This is a genomic window from Sphingobium sp. CFD-2 (assembly GCF_024611135.1).
GTDB lineage: Bacteria > Pseudomonadota > Alphaproteobacteria > Sphingomonadales > Sphingomonadaceae > Sphingobium > Sphingobium fuliginis.
Window position 1 is genome coordinate 4040051 of the sequence record NZ_CP084405.1, and the last position, 20128, is coordinate 4060178.

Sequence of the window (20128 nt, forward strand, 5' to 3'; positions counted from 1 at the left end):
GAAAATTCGTATCAGGGGACCGGATCGTAACCCGAACCGCCCCATGGGTGGCATCGCATTAGCCGCTTCGTGGCCAGCCAGCTACCCTTCACCGCACCATATTTGCCGATCGCCTGAATCGCATATTCGGAACAGGAGGGCGCATAGCGGCAGGAAGGAGGCAAAATGCGCGAAGGCCCAAGCTGCCAGAAGCGCGCGATCAGGATGAAAAGGCGGGCGATCACGGCCTGTCCCTGCCATGTCTGCCCCTGCCATGTTCTTGCGAAGGCGGGAAGCCCGTTCCGCCGCTGCCTTCCGTCGCCACCTCGAATCCGGGTTCCTGCCTGCGCAGGGGCGCCGTGTCTTTCGGAGGGGAAGGCCGCCCCTTCCTGCGCGGCGCCTCATCAACAGGCCGGCTCATCACCTTGCCCAGCGCCTTTTCCAGCTCCCGGCGAAGCAGGCCGAAGTCGCGCTCGATACCCTCGGCGCGCCCGATCAGCACATGATCCGCTCCGGCTATGCCATGCGCGGGCAACAGATCCCGCGCCAGAACGCGAAAGCGGCGCTTCATCCGGTTGCGGATGACAGCGCCGCCAATCTTTTTCGTGACCGTGATGCCGTACCGCATCGCCGGATCGCCGTCGCCGCGTTCGCGCACCAGCAGGACAAAGCCTGGCATGGGCGTGCGCCGCCCGCGATTCGCCGCCAGAAAATCAGCGCGCCGGGTCATGACCGCAGGCGCGCGCTCAAGCGGCGCGTCGTTCAGGCGCTCAGGCTCTTGCGGCCGCGTGCACGACGAGCGCGCAGCACGTTGCGGCCGCCGGGGGTCGCCATGCGAGCGCGGAAACCGTGACGGCGCTTCCGAACCAGATTGCTCGGCTGATAGGTGCGCTTCATCGTTCATTCCTCAAAAAACTAAAAGAATCGGGCGTGACAAAAAAGGGCCGCCGGGCGGGCGGCCGCATGTCAGGGGGCGTCCGATAGGCAAAAGGGAGAGGCGAGTCAATGGCGGAGGAGAAGGTCGTGATGGTTTCGAGGACGGTTGAGCGCGATGTCGGATTCCGGTCAAGCGCTGCCGTCCGTGGATCATCATACCGTGGGAACCTGGCTCTCATGAGCCGCCTGTCTCATTCAAGTGCTTCACAGGAGCACGGTGCGCTTCATGGGGTGCGCTTTAAGGGATGCACTTCAAGGAAAGCGGAAGGTCAGCAAACCGCGCGGAAGCCGCCGCTTACTTCCCCCGCGCCGACGCCACCGCGGCCTTCAGGGCGTCATAGCCCACGGCCCCGTTCAGCACCTGACCCCCGATGACGAAGGTCGGCGTGCCGCTTGCCTGCAGTTTCTGCGCCAGCCCGATATTGGACTGGATCTCCGCATCATATTTGCCCCCCGCGATCGCCGCCTGCGCCGCCTTCGCGTCGATCCCGACCTTCGCCGCCGCCGCGAGGATCGTCTCATGCGTTACCTTGCCCGCTGCATAGAGCGCCCGGTGGAAGGGCATATACTGGTTCTTCTCCGCCGCCAGCAGCGACACCTTCGCGGCATCGATGCTCTCGTCGGACAGGATCGGCAGTTCGCGATAGACGACCTTCACCCTCTTGTCCTCACCCACCAGCCTGGCGAGATCGGGCAGCGACGCCCGGCAATAGCCGCAGGCATAGTCGAAAAATTCGACCACGGTCACATCGCCATTGGCGGCCCCTTCCCACGCGCCGGCATAGGGGGTCTCGATCGTCTTGCGACTGGCGTCGATCATGCCCGACATCCGCTTCGCCTGCAGCTTCTCGACGGCTTGCGGGATGATCTCGGGATGTTCCAGGATATAGTCGTGCACGATCTGCTCGATGGCGGCCTTGTCCCCGGCGTCGACGCGGCCCGTGCTCTGGGTGCCGAGCGCCGCGCCCGTCGCGGTGGCGGCGATGAAGGCGAAAACGCCAAGGGTCATCATGATGGTCCTGTTGGAAAGCGCTGCGCGAAAGCTGGGCCGCCTTTGATCTGTCATCGTTTCTTTCGCTTCTGCTCGACGGCTGCGCGGGAAACCATGGCGATATCCTGCGCGCGCAGATAGTCAACCGTGCCTGGCTTCAATCCCTGCATTGCGGCGTCGGCGCTGCGCAGCGCCATCTGATCCTCGCCCATCATCGAATAGCGTTCCGCCGTCGCCAGCGCGGCGCGGGGTAGGTCGCCGCGATGTTCATAGACCACGCCCAACTGGTACCAGGCGAAGGGATTTTCCCGGTCCCGTGCAATGGCGTTGCGCAGCACCTTTTCCGCCTCCGCGAAATTCGCGTCATTTTCCGTCGCGATCAACGCATGGCCCAGCAGCGTGGCGATCAGCGGCTGGTTGGTGAGCTGCACGGCCTCCCGCAGCGGCGGGATGGCGTCGGCGGGCTTGCCGCTTTCCAGCAGCACCTGCCCCTTCAGTTCCAGAAAATAGGGATCGTGCGGCGCGGCGGCCAGCAGGGCGTCGACCTCCGCCAGAGCCTTGTCCGGATAGGCGCTCTTGTGCCAGGCATAGGCGCGGGCATAATGCGCCGGCAGCGACTGGTCGCTTTCGGGATATTTGAGCAGGGTTTGGTTCGGTTCCGACACGAAGCCGACAAGCTTTGCCTTGATCCGTTCGAACCGCGCCTCCAGCTTCGGGTCTATCGGCTTGTCCCAGGCGGGATCGACCGTATAGACTTCCCGCAGCACATTGATGCGCTCGCCTGAAAGGGGGTGGGTGCGGCCGTAACTGTCGTCCTGCGGAATGGCGAGGCGATATTCCTGGTTCTGCAGCTTCTTGAAGAATTCCAGGCTGCCCTTGCCCGAAACCCCCGCCTTGCTGAGATAGCGCGCGCCGGCAAGGTCGGCGGAGCTTTCCTGCGCCCGCGAAAAGGCCAGGAACTTGCCCATCGCCGCCTGCTGCCCCATGCCCAATATGCCCATGCCCGCTTCCGCGCCGCCCGCCGCGATCGCCGCCGCGCCCAGCACCAGGCTGAGCAGGGTGATGCCGGTCGCCTCCTTCATCCCTTCCCCGTAACGGATGACATGGCCGCCCTCGATATGGCCGAGTTCATGCGCGACCACGCCCTGCACCTGGTTTACATTGTCGGCGGCCGCGATCAGCCCGCTATGCACCCAGACATATTGGCCGCCCGCCACGAAGGCGTTGATATTGGGATCGTTGATGACCAGCACCTGGACATTGCGCGGCTCCATGCCGGCCGCCTGGACCAGCGGTGCGGACATGTCGGCCATGAACGCCTCTGTCTCCGCGTCCCGCAGGATCTGCTGCGCCGCGGCTGGGCGCGACAAGAGGGCGAGCGATGCGACGGCAATGGCCGCGAAACGAAGCCAGCGCGCGGTCATGCGAGGAAGGTTCGGCGTGCAGGGGCGGTGCGGGGCAGGGGAAGAGGCTCCATCGCTGACTGTCAATGCCGTCTAGGGGATGAACGGCAACTGAAAGGCGTTATGTAGCCCATAAAGCGGCAGGTCCAATAGGGGCTTTGGACGGGAAGCGGACACCCGCTTATCCCTCTTCCTGGAGGGAGAGGGCTGCGCAGACTTGGCAGCTTGCTGCCTAGTCGTAGCTGGGTGAGGGGGGTGCGACCCAAAGGATCGCGTGGGCCGCAGGCCCGCTCCCCTCTCATCCAGATCAGCCCCGGCTCCTTCGTCGCCAAAGCTTCCCATCCTTCTCCCTCCACGGATAAGGAAGGTCCTGAAATAGCTGCAAAATCCCACCGGGGACTTCAGCCTTCCGAAAATGAAAACGCCGCCGTCCGGCCGCCCGAAGCGGCAAGACAGCGGCGTCTTTCCATCGCCTGTCGGCTTACTGGCCGAAGGTGCGCTGCCACCAGCCGCGGCGCGGCGCGCCATCGTCACCTTCGTCTGCCGCTTCGGCTTCTCCGTTCACGATGACCGTCTCCGCAGCCTCATCGGATGGAACGGCCTCGACGGGCGTTTCAACGGATGGCGCGGTCTCGGCGGCAACGGCTTCCTCGACCACCGGATCGGCCTTCTTGCGACGCGTGCGCTTGGGCTTGGCCGGCGCCTCTTCGGCGGCGGCCGCTTCCGGTGCAGCGTCGGCAGCAGGTGCTTCCTCCGCTACCGGATCGGCCTTTTTGCGGCGCGTGCGCTTGGGCTTGGCCGGCGCCTCTTCGGCGGCGGCGGCTTCCGGCACGGCTTCGACGGGCGTTTCCACGGGAGCTTCGACCTCAACGGCTTCCACCGCTTCGGCGGCAGGCGCGGCGCTTTCCTTCGCCTTGCGTGCACGGGGGCGGCGGCGGGTCTTGGGCGCTTCTTCCTCGGCAGGGGCTTCGGGCGTTGCTTCCGCCACAGGTTCCTGAACGACTTCGGCCTCGACGGCTTCGACCGCTTCCTCGCTTGCAACCGAGCCTTCGCTCACCGCTTCCTCGCCCGCTTCGCGGCGGCGGCGTCCGCCCCGGCGGCCCCGACGGCCACGGCGACGGCCTTCGCCCTCCGCTTCGGCAGCGGCTTCGGCCGGAACAGCCTCGGTCTCGCCCTCGATCTCGGCTTCCTCTTCGGCGCTGTCGGCGTCCTCGCCAGCCTCGCCTTGGGTCTCCGACTCGGCGCGATGCTCGTCGCGCTGACCGCCGCGACGGCGACGACGGCGGCGACGGCGACGGCCGCCTCCTTCCCGATCATCGCCGCGATCCTCGCCCCGCTCGGCGCGTTCCTCCTGCGCGGCGTCGACTTCCTCGATCTCTTCCTCGTCCAGTTCCTCGATGACGTCGAGATCGTCATCCTCTTCCGCGATCGGCGTATAGTCGACCACCCGCTCCGGACGCGGCCCGCTGGCCTCGACCGACATACGCGCGCCTTCGACCTCGCCATCGGGCAGGATCGCGATGCGCACGCCATAGCGCTGCTCGATCTCGTCCAGCTCCCGGCGCTTGTTGTTGAGCACGTAGAAGGCCGCTTCCTGGCTCGCCCGCAGCGTGATCAGGCTGCCGCGACCACGCGCCGCCTCCTCTTCCAGCATGCGCAGCGCGCTGAGGCCCGCCGACGAAGCGGTGCGGACCAGCCCCGTGCCTTCGCAATGCGGGCACTGGCGGGTCGATGCTTCCAGCACGCCGGTGCGCAGCCGCTGGCGGCTCATTTCCATGAGGCCGAAGCCGGAGATCCGGCCGACCTGGATGCGGGCGCGATCGTCCTTCAGCGCCTCCTTCATCGCCTTCTCGACCTTGCGGATGTTGGAGTTCATCTCCATGTCGATGAAGTCGATGACGACCAGGCCCGCCATGTCGCGCAGGCGCAGCTGGCGCGCAATCTCCCGCGCCGCTTCCAGATTGGTGGCGACAGCGGTCTGCTCGATGCCATGCTCGCGGGTCGACCGGCCGGAGTTGATGTCGATCGAAACCAGCGCCTCGGTCGGATTGATGACCAGATAGCCGCCGGACTTGAGCTGCACGACAGGATTGTACATCGCCGCGAGCTGGTCCTCGACGCTGGCCCGCTGGAACAGCGACACGGCGTCGGCATATTGCTTCACCCGGCGCGCATGGCTGGGCATCAGCAGCTTCATGAAGTCCTTGGCCGCCTTATAGCCATATTCGCCTTCGACGATGACCTCTTCAATATCCTTGTTGTAGATGTCGCGGATCGCCCGCTTGATGAGGTCGCTGTCATTGTGGATCAGCGCGGGCGCGTCCGACTTCAGCGTTTTCTCGCGGATTTCGTCCCACAGGCGCGCCAGATAGTCGAAGTCGCGCTTGATCTCCGGCTTGGTGCGCTGGAGGCCCGCGGTGCGGACGATGCAGCCCATGGTGGAGGGCAGGTTCATCTCCGCGATGATCGACTTCAGCCGCTTGCGGTCGGCGGCGTTGCTGATCTTGCGCGAAATGCCGCCGCCATGGCTGGTGTTGGGCATCAGCACGCAATAACGGCCGGCAAGCGACAGGTAAGTGGTCAGCGCCGCGCCCTTGTTGCCGCGCTCCTCCTTGACGACCTGCACCAGCAGCACCTGGCGGCGCTTGATGACGTCCTGGATCTTGTAGCGGCGGCGCAGCGCCATGCGCTTGCGGCGCAGTTCGTCGGCGGCATCGTCGCCCTTGCCGCGGCGGCCGCGGCCCCTGCCGTTATCGCCGCCATTGCCGTTCTCGGCCGTTTCCTCGCCATGATCCTCATCGTCATGATGATGGGTGGCCTCGACAACTTCCAGCCCGCCGTCGGCGGCGACATCCTCGTCATCCTCGACCTCGGCGCGCAGCGCGGCCTCTTCCTCCGCATGGGCGCGTTCCTCGCGCAGCAGCGCTTCGCGGTCCTCGCGGGGGATCTGATAATAGTCGGGGTGGATTTCGCTGAAAGCCAGGAAACCGTGCCGATTGCCGCCATAATCGACGAAGGCCGCCTGCAACGACGGTTCTACGCGAGTGACCTTGGCGAGGTAGATATTGCCCTTGAGCTGCTTGTGCTCGGCCGATTCGAAGTCGAACTCCTCGATCCGGTTACCTTTGACGACCGCGACCCGGGTTTCTTCCCGGTGGCGCGCATCGATCAGCATACGCATTGTCATTTATTGTTCTCCGGCGCTGGCGGCCGACGGCACTGGGCCGGGCTGCCGCGCGATAGTAAGGGGGCGGCGCGAGTTGCTGCATCGCCCGGTTTGGCATGGAAAATTGCGTGTCTGCTGCCGGGGCAGGGCCGGACCATGTGCCGGACACCACCAACCACGCCGCATCGCCCGGGATCGGGTTCAGCGTGGATTGGAAATCATGCCTCATGCAGCGTCAACCTGTTCGTGCATCGGTTCCGGGCGTTGTCGCCCGCCGGTGCCATCGTGAATATCCCCGAAAGAACGTCGCCCGAAAAGGCGCGTTTCCAAGGAATGTGAATGGGTAGCAGTCAAAATGGCAAGGAGCAACGGCTCCTGGAAATATTGTTTCGCGTCGCGCCACTTTGACCCGAATGGCGCCAGGCGGTTTATCGCCCCTTATCTGAAGATGGTGTTAAGCCTGCCGTTCGGCAATGCTTGACGCATCATTCGGTTGTCGTTCGCCTGCGCGCGCGAAATTGCGCTGGACGGCGACGGGCCGCGCGGTGCACAAGCGGCGCATGCTCCAAAGTCTTGCGCTCGCAAGCATGATCCTTTCGGCCGTCCCCACTTCCGCCGACCCGCTCCATGGCGACCGGGCGAGCATGCGCTTCGACGCGCCCGCGCATATGGCGCCCCGTCCGGCGAAGCGCCTGCACAGCATCACCGTTCCCATCCCGCCGGTGGCGCGTGGCGTTTCCTTGCCCCCGGTGGAGGGAACGCGCGACGCATCCCGCCCGCTGGTCGTGATCGATGCCGGCCATGGGGGCCATGACCCAGGCGCCGTGAACCGCGACAATGGCGAGCGCGAGAAGGACGTGACGCTCGCCATCGCGCTGGCGATCCGCGACCAACTGGCGCGCTCGGGCCGCGTCCGCGTCGCGCTGACCCGCAATGACGACCGGTTCCTGGTGCTGCAGGAGCGCTACGGCATCGCGCGCCAGCTCAATGCGGACCTGTTCATCTCCATCCACGCCGATTCGGCCGACGACGACCAGGCGCGCGGCGCGACCGTCTACACCTTGTCCGAAACCGCATCCGACCGCGAAGCGGCCCGGCTGGCGGCGCGTGAAAACAAGGCGGATGTGTTGAACGGCGTCAATCTGGGTGGCCAGCCCAGCGATGTCTCTTCGATCCTCATCGACCTGACGCAGCGGGAATCGATGAACCTTTCGGTGGCCTTCGCCCGGTTGCTCCAGCGCGAGGCGGCGCCCTATGTCCCGTTTCGCGGCACGGCGCACCGCTTCGCCTCGCTGATGGTGCTGAAGGCGCCCGACACGCCGTCGGTGCTGTTCGAGGCCGGCTATCTCTCCAACAGCGTCGACGCGGCTTTCCTGGCGTCGAAGGCAGGCCAGGCCAACATCGCCAAAGGCGTCGCCCGCGCGATCGAAGTGCATTTCGCCCGCAGGCTGGCGGTTGGCAACGGCGGTTAGGCCCGTCCTTGCCGTCTTGCCGTCATGCTGAAACAGGTTCGGCAAGACGCTTGGGCAATCAGGACCGGGCCGCCAACGCAGTCCGGCCTCACATGGGCATTCCACTCTGGCGCTTCCCCCATTTTGACCTTACAGCCTCGACCATCATGGAAGAGGCACGCCCCAAATACGCCGCATCGTCCTTTGCTCAGCGCCTGCGCCGCGGCGCGAGCGGCTTTGGGGAACGCCTCCGGCCCCATTGGGACAAGCGCTGGTTCCGCTGGATCGCGATCGGTTTCGGCGGTCTCCTCCTCGCCTATGCGCTGTTCTGGCTGGTCTTCGCGCGCGGGCTGCCCGATGCGGCGACGCTGCTGGAATATGAACCGCCCCTGCCGACCATCGTGCGCGACACCAACGGACAGCCGGTCCACAGCTATGCCCGCGAACGGCGCGTGCAGCTCCAGTATAGCGACTATCCGCCGCTCCTCATCCGCGCCTATCTTTCGGCGGAGGACAAGACCTTCTTCGAGCATCATGGCGTCGACATCCCCGGCTTCATCGGCGCGGTTTTCGATTATGCGACCAAGATCGGGTCGGGCCAGCGCGCCCGCGGCGGCTCCACCATCACCCAGCAGGTGGCGAAGAACCTGCTGATCGGCGACGAATATTCCCCCACCCGCAAGGTGAAGGAAATGATCCTCGCCTATCGCATGGAGGGGGTGCTTTCGAAGCAGCAGATACTGGAACTCTACCTCAACCAGATATTCCTCGGCCGCAACGCCTATGGCGTGCAGGCGGCGGCGCGCGCCTATTTCGACAAGGATGTGGCCGACCTCAAGCTGCATGAGATGGCCTATCTGGCGATCCTGCCCAAGGGGCCCGCCAATTATCGCCCGGAAAGCCCGACCGGCCACGAACGCGCACTCGAACGCCGCGACTGGGCGCTGGGCGAAATGTACAAAAATGGCTGGATCACGGAGGCGCAGCGGAACGAGGCGCAGGCCCAGCCGCTCGGCACCGTGGCCGCGCACGGCTCCAGCTTCGACGCCCGCGCCGGCGGCTATTATATGGAGGAGGTGCGCCGCCGCCTGATTCAGCTTTTCGGGGAGAAGGCGGAGGATGGCCCCAACAGCGTCTATGCTGGCGGCCTTTGGGTCCGCAGCCCCTATGATCCGAAGATACAGGATCTGGCGACGACGGCGTTGCGCAACGGGCTGTTGCGCTTCGACGCGGGCAAGGGATGGTCCGGGCCGGTCGCCAGGATCGACATGGATCGCGGCTGGAAGCGCGAGCTGGCGGCGAGCTATATCGACGTGGACTATGCCGGATGGCGCGTCGCCGTGATCGTCAGCCGGGATTCCTCCGCGGCGCAGATCGGCTTTTCCGATGGATCGACCGGCACGCTGCCCGCGGGCGCTGCGCAACTGCCCTATCGCAAGACGGGCGGCCCGGCCTTCGCCGCGATGAAGCCCGGCGACCTGATCGTGGTGGCGCGCAACGGATCAAGCTGGGCGCTGCGCAACGTGCCCGAAGTCTCCGGCGGCATGGTGGTGGAGGAAACCCATTCGGGCCGCGTCCGCGCCATGCAGGGCGGCTTCGACAACCGTCTCTCCTCCTACAACCGAGCCACGCAGGCGATGCGCCAGCCGGGATCGACTATCAAGCCCTTCGTCTATGCCGCCGCGCTGGACAATGGCATGACCCCGGCCTCGATCATCGTCGATGGGCCGCTCTGCGTCTATCAGGGCGCGGGCCTCGGCCAGAAATGCTTCCGCAACTTCACCGGGGGCAGCGCCGGGCCGCAGACCATGCGCTGGGGCGTCGAACAGTCGCGCAACCTGATGACCGTGCGCGCCGCCAGCCAGACCGGCATGGACCGTGTCGTGCGCACCATCAAGGCGATGGGGATCGGGGACTACCAGCCCTATCTCTCCTTCGCGCTGGGCGCGGGCGAAACCACGGTGGAGCGGATGGTGAACGCCTATGCCATGCTCGCCAATCAGGGACGGCAGCTCAGCCCCAAGCTGATGGACTATGTGCAGGACCGGCGCGGCAAGGTGATCTGGCCGCTGCGCTGGCGCGCCTGCGACGGCTGCAACATGGCCAATTGGGATGGCAAGCCCATGCCCCGCTTCGGCTTCGAAGGGCGGCAGGTGATGAATCCCATGACCGCCTATCAGGTCGTGCACATCGCCGAAGGCGTGATCCAGCGCGGCACCGCCACCGTGCTGGCGGACCTCAAGCGCCCGCTGTTCGGCAAGACCGGCACCACCAACGGCCCGACCAATGTCTGGTTCGTCGGCGGATCGCCGGACATCGTCGCGGGCGTCTATATCGGCTATGACCAGCCGCGCAGCCTGGGCGGCTGGGCGCAGGGCGGCCGCGTCGCCGCCCCGATCTGGAAGGCGGCGATGACGCCGGTCCTCGAAACCATGCCCAAAACGCCCTTCATCGCGCCGGCCGGCATCCGCATGGTCACGATCGACCGCCGCTCGGGCAAGCGCGTCTATGGCGTCTGGCCGACCGACGAACCCAAGCCCGCCGTGATCTGGGAAGCGTTCAAGCCCGAATCCGAACCCCGCCGCTCGATCCGCAAGGAAGAGGTCGCCGCCCAGGACAAGGCCGCCGCCCGCATCGAAGCGACTGTCCAGCGCCGCCAGCGCACCGACAGCGACTTCCTGCAGGACCAGGGCGGGATTTACTGACAGGGCAGGGGGGGGGTGGTCGCCTCCCTCCCTTTCCTTTGACCACGACATGCTGCCGCCAGGGCAGGAGCCGAGTCCTGCCGTCAGTGGAACGCCGCATCGCCTGAACCGGGCTCTCATGAGTGCCTTCGCAGGAGCGCTTTGTGCTTAATGCAGCCACTGTCGAACAGAGCGCCGCCTCAGCCCCTATCCGATCGCCTGTTCCGCCGGGATGTAGGGCAGTCCCAGCGCCTCCGCCACGGCCCGATAGGTGATCTGCCCGTTCCACACGTTCAGCCCGGCGAGCAGATGCGGGTCCGCCCGCAGCGCTTCGTTCCATCCCAGGTCGGCGATTCGCAGCGCATGGGGCAGGGTCACGTTGTTGAGCGCATAGGTGCTGGTCCGCGCCACGGCGCCGGGCATGTTGGCGACGCAATAATGAACGATGCCCTCGACGATATAGGTGGGGTCGTCATGGGTGGTGGGGTGGCTGGTCTCGAAGCAGCCGCCCTGGTCGATCGCCACGTCCACCAGCACCGCGCCCTTCTTCATGGTCTTCAGCATGTCCGCCGACACCAGCTTGGGCGCGGCGGCGCCGGGGATCAGCACGGCGCCGATCACCAGGTCCGCCTCCGCCACGCATTCGGCCAGATTGGCGCGGTTGGAAAAGCGCGTCTTCGCCCGCGCCTCGAAATGAATGCCCAGCCGCTCCAGCACTTCCGGGCTGCGGTCGAGGATGGTGACGTCCGCGCCCAGACCCGCCGCCATCTGCGCCGCGTTGAAGCCGACCACGCCGCCGCCGATCACAGCCACCTTCGCGGGCAACACGCCGGGCACGCCGCCCAGCAGCACGCCTCGCCCGCCATGCGCCTTTTCCAGCGCGGTCGCGCCGGCCTGGATCGCCATGCGTCCGGCAACCTGGCTCATGGGCTTCAGCAGCGGCAGCCCGCCATGAGCGTCCGTCACGGTTTCATAGGCGATGCCGATCGCCCCCGACGCCATCAACTCCCGCGCCTGGTCGGGATCGGGCGCCAGGTGAAGATAGGTGTAAAGGATCTGGCCGGGGCGCAGCAGGGCGCGCTCCTCCGGCTGGGGTTCCTTGACCTTCACGATCATCTCCGCCGTCGCGAAGATGCCGGCCGGATCGTCGACGATCTCCGCACCCGCGCGGGCGTAGAGGCCGTCATGCGCGCCGATCCCCTCCCCCGCGCCGCTTTCCACCAGCACGCGGTGGCCGTGGGCGGTCAGCTCATGCACGCTCTCCGGCGTCAGGCCGACGCGATATTCGTGATTCTTGATCTCCCTGACGGTGCCTACGATCATGACCATCTTCTCCATCCTTGCCGGCGAAGCTGTAATGTCCGTCAGATAGGCATCGTTCCGGCAATTTGCCCGTTGCGGCGGAATGGAGCGTTCAGGGCGCCTCCCGCACCGGCACCGGCGCGTTGCAGAGGTCGACGCCGCCTGCGGGCCGCTCGTAGAAATCGTCCTTCCGGTTCGCCCGCAGGCGAAGGTAATCGGCAAAGCTCCGCGAGCCGACGTCCATCACCTGATAGCGTGGCCGCTGCGATTCCGGCAGGTCGCTGGCGAGACGGACGGAGAGGATCGGCAGGCGCTTCTCCCCCGCGGCATAGAAGCCGAGATCGCCGGAGCCGCGCGGCAGGCTGGCGAGCAGGTCCACGCCTTCGATCACCCGGCCGACGACCGCGATATTGCGGTCGAGCTGGCGCGGGGCCTGGCCGATCACGGCGTAAAGCTCGGCGCCGGTTCCCGTGTCCGGGGAAAGGTTCCGCGCCACGCCGACCATGGCATAGCAATGGGGCAGCCAGGCCGACGCCTCGTCCATCGCGACCGGCCAGCCGTTGATGAAGCCGGTGCGCGGGGCATAGGCGTCCGGATAGGGCAAGGGTGTCACGGGCGTCTTGAGGGCTGCGAGGGGGCGGGCATAATCCGCCCTGATGTCCGTGGCGACGCCGGAGGGCAGGGCTTTCTTCTCGGTCACATCGCCCCATTGGGCGACATAATTGTCCTGCACGCGGTAGACGCTTTCGCCATCCCACCAGCCCGCGCGGGCGAGTGCGCGGATATTGGCGACGTGGGCGGGCGCGAAATCGGGCGCGAGCTGGATGACGACGCGCTTGTCGCCCTCGACCGTCATGACCAGCAGCGTATCGGCCGCGATGGCCTGCCATGCGCTGGCGGGCGCCTGTGCGACGATGGCGGACGGGGTGGCTGGCGCATCGGCGGCAAGCGCCGGGGAAGGCAGGAAAAGCGCGGCCAGGAAAGCGAGGGAACGGATTTGCATGCTGCAATCAAGCATGGGAGGGAAAGGAAAGTAAAGCATCCCCTTGCCTAGCGCGCCGACGCACGATAGGGAGCCGCCTCCAGTGCAATGCGGAGCGGTGGCCGAGTGGTCGAAGGCGCTCGCCTGGAAAGTGAGTATACGTCAAAAGCGTATCGAGGGTTCGAATCCCTCCCGCTCCGCCATTTACCCATTCGCCAGTGTTCATAGTCAACCGCCGAAAGGCATGGTTTTCTACGGAAAATCTGGCCTTCAGAGGCCGTCATGTCCGCTACTATTCACCCACAGCCACGATAAAATGTGGTGGAAAGTGTGGTGGATTTCAGGGGGTGTGGTGGAATGTGTCCCGGCGAGGTGAAGCATGGGGAAATTGACGGCCAATGAGGTGAAGGCCGACCTGGGCCTCATGGCCAACCGGCTGGAGGCTGACATAGCCTCGCACGGCGCCATACTATTTCGTCTGACGTCCGCGGCCTGACTATGTGTTTGATCCCATGGTTGAAGCAAATGACTGGGGTGTGTCTCTCGCTCACGGGAAGAGACGGCCAGCTCAAATGTCTGGCCGTCCCCTGTCGTTATTGGACAAACCGCCAGTGATCGAAGTCGAATAGCGACCTGTCGCCGCTGCCCTTGAAAAGCAGGTACAAATCATGGGTGCCGATTGCACCTGCTATGCTTGTCTGGCGCTCCTGCCAAACGCCAGGCGCGCCGGTTTCGCCGATCGGCAGAGTGCCGATCACTGGCCCATCAGTACGGTCCAAACGCAGCTCTATCATCGAACCCGGCAGGCCGTTGGCGACGGTGGCAATGAACTGTCTGGCGCCAGCGGAACCAAAATCCACACCAGCGACCTTGATGTAGCTGCGATTCTTGGTCGTGGTCACGAAGATACCGGATTTCGCATCCCCCGCCGTCGTTACGCCCGGGGCCCAATCATATGGCCGGTCCTGATCGCGCTTGAGACGCGAAGTCCAGGCTATCGTCTCTGCTTCAACGCGCTTGTAAGGATTCAGCGCCTCAAGTTGAGGTGCGCTGGTTCTGTCCCACCAGTGCAAGTTGGGGATCGTGCCGTCTGGATTGTAATTGAATTTGGCGACCGCCACCGAGCGCCGCTCGTGATGCATCGGCGTCATCGCGAAGTTCAGTTCATAGTTAAAGCCGAACAGGTACGATCCGCCCTTGTAGTCGATGATGCCAGGATGGTTGCCGGTCGCGCGCGCGTCGTGAGCCATGATCGGACCTTTATAGGTCCATGGGCCCGTCGGCTTGTCGCTCATTGCATAGCCAATCCCTTCCGAGCAGCAGGTGGAAGCGAAGGCCATGTAGTAGTGGTTTTTCCGCTTATAGAACCAAGGTCCTTCCTGATAATCCAGGATCCGATCGACCTTGGTGATCTGACCTGAATAGGAAATCATGTCCTTGTTGAGCTTGACGTAATACAGGTCAGGATTGCCCCAGTAGAGATAGGCTTGACCGTCGTCGTCGATCCAAACGGTCGGATCGATATTATCATTGGCCGGAGCGATCAAAGGCTTGCCCAACACATCGACGAAAGGCCCCTCGGGCTTGTCGGCGACCGCCACTGCAATGACATTCTTGGGCCGCCCCGCGATACTGATCGGAGCGTAGAGGTAGAATTTTCCGTCTCTGGCGATGACTTGCGGGGCCCAGGCGTCGTTGCTCTGCACCGCCCACGGAAAAGTCTTCAAGGAGGCGACGGTTCCCCGATCGGTCCAGTTCACCATGTCCGTCGAGCTGTAGAGCTGCCAGTCGAGCATCTTGAAACCGGTTGCGTCATCCTCATCATGACTGGTGTAGAGATAGACCACGCCATCATGCACAAGGGGGGCAGGGTCGGCCGTGAAACGCGTCTGGACGATGGGATTCTGCGCGCGAGCCAGCGAGGGCACAGCCAGGGCACACAGAATTGCAGTCGCCGCCCCGATACCAATTCCGTTCATTGAAATCCCTTCGATTTTCAAACTGGATAGTCGACGCGAGTTCTGCCTCTTGAACTCTGCTGTGTCGTACGCTCGAGCATATGTCGCATTTCGAGCTAGAGCGTTTTCCAAGCAGATGGAATCATCTGCTGACTCGGAAAACGCGACAAAACAAAAACTTAGAGCAGTCGAGCCGATGCAATCGGATCGGAATCTGCTCTAGACCGATTTGAGCCGCATGGTGCGGGCCGTATAGACCTCGACGCCCTGCCACTTGTCCGATTCGAAGCGGACGCGAATCTTCGACTTACCCTGCGTCATTTTCGTCGGCAGCGCATAGGTCTGCACGTTGCGGGCGCTAGTACTCTCCCCCGGCAAGCGTTCGCGCACCAGTTGCTCGCTATCGATCATGATCCGAAAATCCTTGTCGCGCTGCCCGCCGCCATAAGCGACCTGAAGCGCGAGCGGGCCGGGCGCGACGGCCAGGTCAAATTCGAAGAACCCGACATTCACGTTCCGGCTGCGGTCGGCGACGTGGGAAACGGGCGCCGACTGACCGCTGTCCGCAAAGGCGTGATCCACCTCCGGCTGTTGCTCCCCCAGCCGGATCACGTCGATCGTGCGCGCGGCCAAGTCCGCCCGGTCTTTCGAGGCTTGGGTCCACGCGGCTTCCTGGGTCGGCCATTCCGCCACGTCGAAGCGTCGGAAATAGACGGCGGTGCGGTTCTCATGCTGCGCAAAAAAGGGGCGTAGCGTCAGGTCGCTCGGCTTGCCCTGTTCGCCCAGGCGATAGTGATGCAGTCCGGCAGCCGCCACCAGCACCGGTTCGGCGCGGTCGGTAACGATGGCGGGGTCGAGGCCGTCCCAAGCTCCCTTGCCAGGCCCCATATCACCAGCCAGGACGAGCGGCCCGCTGACGAACGCCACCAGCTTGGCATCATCGGGCATCGATTCGACCCGTACCGGCATGGGCAGCGACAGTTCAATCCGGTCCCCCGCCTTCAGTCCGGTCAGCATCAGATAGCCGCCATCCCGGACGCCCGCAGTCTTGCCGTTCACCTTCAACAACGGGTCGGCGCACCAGCCCGGCACGCGCAGCGCGAGCCTTTTCGGCGCATTCGTCACCGCAATCCGCACCATATTGCCCAGCGGAAATTCGGTATCCATGTCGAGTTTCGCTTCGGGCGCGTTCAGCGTGGAGGCGTAATAGAGGTTGATCGCAACCGCATCGCCGCGCTTCCAATAGATACTTTCGCCATGCTTCGAATGGCTCTCCATACCCGAGCCGACACAGCACCAGAAATCCTCGGTGGGGCTGGAATGCACCCGTCCCATTCCCGGTGCCAGCGCGGTGAAATAGGTGAACATGCCCGTCTTCGGGTCTTGCTGGCTCATGATATGGTTGAGGTGCGCGCGCTTGAGAACGGCGGTGCAAAATTAGACCACGGTGGCGGCGGCGAAGTGCTGCTGCGGGCGGCGTAAAAGTCGTCCACTTTGCCTTCTTTGCGCGAGCAGGGAGGGCGTGGAGATATATACCGTGGATCTTTACCTGAAGGTGCGTCTTGCTTGCGCGGGCGGCATGAGCCAGCGTGAGGCGGCGAAGCATTTCAACGTATCGCGCGACACGGTCCGCAAGATGCTGTCGTATTCGGAGCCCCCCGGTTACCGCCGGACGGCGGCGGTGCGGCGGCCCAAGCTGGAAGCGTTCGTTCCGATCATCGATGCATGGCTTGATGGTGACCGTCAGGTTCCGCGCAAGCAGCGTCATACGGCGAAGCGGGTATTTGACCGCCTTCGCGAAGAGCACGGTTTCACCGGCGGCTACACGATCATCAAGGATTACATCCGACAGCGCGAGCAGCGCAGCCGGGAGATGTTCGTGCCGCTGGCGCATGCGCCCGGCCATGCCCAGGCAGATTTTGGTGAGGCCATGGTCGAGATCGGCGGTGTTGTGCAGAAGGCGCATTTCTTCGTGCTCGATCTACCGCACAGCGACGCCTGCTACGTGCGCGCCTATCCCGCTGCCGTTGCCGAGGCATGGATGGACGGCCACGTGCACGCCTTCGCGTTTTTCGGCGCGGTGCCGCTGTCGATCGTCTACGATAACGACCGCTGCCTGGTCTCGAAGATCCTGCCCGACGGCACGAGGCAGCGCGCCCGGCTGTTCAGCGGCTTCCTGTCGCATTACCTGATCCGCGATCGTTACGGCCGTCCCGGCAGGGGGAACGACAAAGGCAGTGTTGAAGGGCTGGTCGGTTATGCTCGCCGCAACTTCATGGTGCCGATCCCCCGGTTCGCGACGTGGGAGGCGTTCAACCTGTGGCTCGAGGAGCAATGCCGCAAGCGTCAGAACGACCGGCTGCGGGGCGAGAGCGAGACGATCGGCGAGAGGCTGAAGCGCGATCTGGCGGCGATGCAGGAACTGCCGGCTGCCCCGTTCGAGGCTTGTGACCAGACCAGCGGCCAGGTCTCGTCGCAGGCGCTGGTGCGTTACCGGACCAATGATTACTCGGTGCCGGTGCGCTTCGGCCATCAGGAGGTATGGATCCGGGGCTATGTCGGCGAGGTGGTGATCGGCTGCCGGGGCGAGGTCATTGCCCGTCATGTGCGCAGCTACGAGCGCGAGGACGTGATCTTCGATCCCATCCATTACCTTCCCCTGATCGAACAGAAGATCAATGCGCTCGATCAGGCAGCGCCCCTGCAAGGCTGGCACCTGCCCGAAGCGTTTGCAACGCTGCGCCGCCTCATGGAAGCTCGTATGGGCAAGCATGGTCGGCGCGAGTATGTGCAGGTGCTGCGTCTGCTGGAGAGCTTCACGCTTGCCGATCTGCATGCGGCCGTAAAGCAGGCTCTCGATATCGGGGCGATCGGCTTTGATGCCGTGAAGCATCTCCTGCTGTGCCGGGTGGAGCGCCGACCACCCCGATTGGACATGGCGATCTATCCCTATCTGCCCAGAGCCAGGGTGGAGACGACATCGGCGCGCTCCTACATGCAGTTGCTCTCGGGCGATGCGAAGGATGCGGCATGAGCAGTCCGTCCCCCGAGCTGTTACTGGCCAGCCACCTCAAGACGCTCAAGCTACCAACCTTCCTGCGCGAGCATGACAAGCTGGCCCGGCGATGCGCGGCCGAGGGCGCAGATCACGTCCGCTACCTTGCCCGGCTTGTCGAACTGGAGCTGATCGACCGGGAACGCCGGATGGTCGAGCGCCGGATCAAGGCTGCGAAGTTCCCGGCCGCCAAGAGCCTCGACAGCTTCGACTTTGCCGCGATCCCCAAGCTCAACAAGATGCAGGTGCTGGAACTGGCACGCTGCGACTGGATCAACCGCCGCGAGAACGTCATAGCCCTTGGTCCCTCGGGAACCGGCAAGACCCATGTGGCGATCGGCCTCGGCCTTGCCGCCTGCCAGAAGGGCCTGACGGTCGGCTTCACCACCGCGTCCGCGCTGGTCAGCGCGATGATGGAGGCACGCGACGAACGCCGCCTTCTGCGCCTCCACAAGCAAATGGCCGGATACAAGCTCCTCATCATCGATGAACTGGGGTTCGTGCCGCTCTCGAAAACCGGCGCGGAACTGCTGTTCGAGCTGATCTCGCAGCGTTACGAGCGCGGCTCGACGCTGATCACCAGCAACTTGCCGTTCGACGAGTGGACCGAAACGTTCGGCTCCGAGCGCCTGACAGGCGCGCTCCTCGACCGGCTTACCCACCACGTCTCCATACTCGAGATGAACGGAGAGAGCTATCGTCTGGCCCAAAGCCAGGCGCGCAAGGCACGCTCCAACCCCTGACAGAAAAGACCATCCGTGTGTTGGCGACCCCCACTCGGGCTACGCCCTCGCGGCGCTCGCCAGCACACGGATCACCCGGCCTGATTTTGCGCCGCCCAATGGCCGACTTTTACTCCGCCGTTGACATCGCATCTGAAGCTGACCACCCGGCTTTCAGTGCCGTATCCGCTGCCAGCATCTGGCGCCAGAGCCCGGCAGCGGCAGTCCATGGTGATCCCGTCGCGGCCTACTTCAATTCTGGCCAGAAGGCTGCGGAGAGTGTCGCTGTCCCGCCGTCTCACGGATCCGGCCAGCGTCTCGATGCCGGCGACGAATGCTGGCAGGTTGGCGCCATCGATGAGCATGCCGATGTTGATGGCGAACTGCAACGGATACCTGCACAGGGTCGGGAGCTTCTCTACCACGATATTCTCCAGTTCCCGGGCCGGGATGTGCATGCCTTCGCTGCTTTCCCCATGCTGGAGTGCCCGGCTGACATAAGAGCATCTGATGGCGACGAGTTCGCGTTGGACTGACAGCACCGTCTGGAAAAACGCCTCGCACGGCCGCGCTGGCAGAATGCCGTCCTCTGGTCAGGCTGAAGGCGTCACCGAACCGCTGGGTCCGTGCCACGTCATCGATTGCCGGGCATGGCCCCGAGTCGTGGGCCGGTGAGATTCGCGTTATGCCCGCCTGTCAGGTGCCCCGGGACACCATCAGGCCTTTTCCAAGGTGCACTGGAGCGGGTGCTGGTTCTGGCGGGCAAAGTCCATCACCTGATTCACCTTGGTTTCCGCCACTTCATAGCTGAAGATTCCGCATACGCCGACGCCCCGCTGGTGGACGTGCAGCATCACGCGCGTCGCCTCCTCCATGTCCATGCGAAAGAATTGCTGGAGAACGTGCACGACGAATTCCATCGGCGTGTAGTCGTCGTTCAGCATCAGCACCTTGTAGAGAGAGGGCTTTTTCGTCCGGGCGCGCGTGCGCGTGGCGATGCCGACATTGGGGCCGCCCGGGCCGTCGCCCTGGTCGTCCTGATCCTTGTCCGCCATCACCGCGGGATATGCCATCATCGAGAAGCTGTTCATGATGGGGAAGGATATGGCTATTTGCTCTTGCATGGCAAGGGGTCCGACGGGGCGTAAACCATCCTTCCGGGTGGGAACGGCCTGGGGGAGGGGGGAACGGGGTGGAAGGCGGCGATTCTGTTCCACGTTCTGGCCTGGGGGCTCCGCGCTCCTGCTCCCGGCGGATCATCGCACCGTCTGAACCGGCCCTGCCGACTGTAACCTCCCGGCCACGGCTGGCGAAAAAACATCCTATTGCCCGGCCTGGCACCGCTTTCATCCTGTCCTACATCCCCGCGGTCAGCCTATTCCGCTCCCTTCTTTGAAATGTCGGACCCATTACCCGGGCGGCTACGCGCGCTCGCGCGCATGCGCGCATATGGTGTGAACTTCGGCGTAAAACGGCGCTTTTCCGTCGCCTTCCATCGC

The 20128-nt window shown here is 64.5% G+C and carries 15 protein-coding genes, 1 tRNA gene and 2 pseudogenes; 5 read left to right on the top strand and 13 right to left on the bottom strand.

All coding sequences use genetic code 11. The features are described from left to right. Positions 1 to 11: 11 nt before the first annotated feature. From yidD to LDB29_RS20010, 6 genes and pseudogenes are all read right to left on the bottom strand, one after another. On the bottom strand, positions 12 to 224 hold the full coding sequence (gene yidD / locus LDB29_RS19985) for a membrane protein insertion efficiency factor YidD (RefSeq protein ID WP_025551802.1): 213 nt from the start codon (positions 222 to 224) through the stop codon (positions 12 to 14). A 110-nt stretch (positions 225 to 334) separates the two neighbouring features. Further along, positions 335 to 709: pseudogene (gene rnpA / locus LDB29_RS19990) on the bottom strand (ribonuclease P protein component); the annotation flags it as partial. Between the two features lie 32 nt (positions 710 to 741). Further along, the gene (rpmH, locus tag LDB29_RS19995; protein WP_007683189.1) at positions 742 to 876 is read right to left on the bottom strand and encodes a 50S ribosomal protein L34; all 135 of its coding nucleotides are present in this window, start codon (positions 874 to 876) and stop codon (positions 742 to 744) included. Positions 877 to 1210: 334 nt separating this feature from the next. Beyond that, the gene (locus tag LDB29_RS20000) at positions 1211 to 1981 is read right to left on the bottom strand and encodes a DsbA family protein (RefSeq protein WP_025551798.1); all 771 of its coding nucleotides are present in this window, start codon (positions 1979 to 1981) and stop codon (positions 1211 to 1213) included. Then, entirely contained in the window at positions 1978 to 3330 is a 1353-nt protein-coding gene (locus LDB29_RS20005) for a M48 family metalloprotease (RefSeq protein WP_025551797.1), read from the bottom strand. The genes LDB29_RS20000 and LDB29_RS20005 overlap by 4 nt, the downstream gene beginning before the upstream one ends. A gap of 460 nt (positions 3331 to 3790) precedes the next feature. Next, the gene (locus LDB29_RS20010; RefSeq protein ID WP_037484023.1) at positions 3791 to 6496 is read right to left on the bottom strand and encodes a ribonuclease E/G; all 2706 of its coding nucleotides are present in this window, start codon (positions 6494 to 6496) and stop codon (positions 3791 to 3793) included. Between the two features lie 452 nt (positions 6497 to 6948). On the opposite strand from LDB29_RS20010, the gene LDB29_RS20015 reads away from it, so the two are divergent. Both LDB29_RS20015 and LDB29_RS20020 read left to right on the top strand, forming a co-directional pair. Next, the gene (locus LDB29_RS20015) at positions 6949 to 7947 is read left to right on the top strand and encodes an N-acetylmuramoyl-L-alanine amidase (protein WP_025551749.1); all 999 of its coding nucleotides are present in this window, start codon (positions 6949 to 6951) and stop codon (positions 7945 to 7947) included. Positions 7948 to 8093: 146 nt separating this feature from the next. Next, complete coding sequence (locus LDB29_RS20020) at positions 8094 to 10631, top strand: penicillin-binding protein 1A (protein WP_025551747.1); 2538 nt, start codon at positions 8094 to 8096, stop codon at positions 10629 to 10631. A gap of 186 nt (positions 10632 to 10817) precedes the next feature. Here LDB29_RS20020 and ald read toward each other — a convergent pair whose 3' ends face one another. Further along, a complete protein-coding gene (gene ald / locus LDB29_RS20025; RefSeq protein WP_025551745.1) occupies positions 10818 to 11933 on the bottom strand; it encodes an alanine dehydrogenase in 1116 nt (371 codons plus the stop codon). Between the two features lie 91 nt (positions 11934 to 12024). Next, on the bottom strand, positions 12025 to 12954 hold the full coding sequence (locus LDB29_RS20030; RefSeq protein WP_099185192.1) for a peptidylprolyl isomerase: 930 nt from the start codon (positions 12952 to 12954) through the stop codon (positions 12025 to 12027). Between the two features lie 52 nt (positions 12955 to 13006). Here LDB29_RS20030 and LDB29_RS20035 point away from each other — a divergent pair. Continuing rightward, positions 13007 to 13097, top strand: a tRNA-Ser gene (locus LDB29_RS20035). Positions 13098 to 13487: 390 nt separating this feature from the next. On the opposite strand, the gene LDB29_RS20040 is transcribed toward LDB29_RS20035, so the two are convergent. The 3 genes and pseudogenes from LDB29_RS20040 to LDB29_RS29430 form a co-directional block, all read right to left on the bottom strand. Continuing rightward, positions 13488 to 14873, bottom strand: a complete 1386-nt coding sequence (locus tag LDB29_RS20040) for a glycoside hydrolase family 43 protein (RefSeq protein ID WP_257555566.1) — start codon at positions 14871 to 14873, stop codon at positions 13488 to 13490. 198 nt (positions 14874 to 15071) lie between these two features. Next, the gene (locus LDB29_RS29425; protein WP_373886355.1) at positions 15072 to 16130 is read right to left on the bottom strand and encodes a DUF6805 domain-containing protein; all 1059 of its coding nucleotides are present in this window, start codon (positions 16128 to 16130) and stop codon (positions 15072 to 15074) included. Continuing rightward, positions 16116 to 16262, bottom strand: a pseudogene (locus tag LDB29_RS29430) (beta-L-arabinofuranosidase domain-containing protein); the annotation flags it as partial. The pseudogene LDB29_RS29430 and the gene LDB29_RS29425, both read right to left, overlap by 15 nt. Positions 16263 to 16389: 127 nt before the next feature. On the opposite strand from LDB29_RS29430, the gene istA reads away from it, so the two are divergent. Then, on the top strand, positions 16390 to 17886 hold the full coding sequence (istA, locus tag LDB29_RS20050) for an IS21 family transposase (RefSeq protein ID WP_082430708.1): 1497 nt from the start codon (positions 16390 to 16392) through the stop codon (positions 17884 to 17886). Further along, a complete protein-coding gene (gene istB, locus LDB29_RS20055; RefSeq protein ID WP_054944222.1) occupies positions 17883 to 18650 on the top strand; it encodes an IS21-like element helper ATPase IstB in 768 nt (255 codons plus the stop codon). Before istA ends, istB begins: the two co-directional genes overlap by 4 nt. A gap of 71 nt (positions 18651 to 18721) precedes the next feature. Here istB and LDB29_RS20060 read toward each other — a convergent pair whose 3' ends face one another. Beyond that, positions 18722 to 19087, bottom strand: a complete 366-nt coding sequence (locus LDB29_RS20060; protein ID WP_257555567.1) for a hypothetical protein — start codon at positions 19085 to 19087, stop codon at positions 18722 to 18724. 258 nt (positions 19088 to 19345) lie between these two features. Beyond that, positions 19346 to 19705, bottom strand: a complete 360-nt coding sequence (gene clpS, locus LDB29_RS20065) for an ATP-dependent Clp protease adapter ClpS (RefSeq protein WP_244968633.1) — start codon at positions 19703 to 19705, stop codon at positions 19346 to 19348. Positions 19706 to 20128 lie beyond the last annotated feature (423 nt).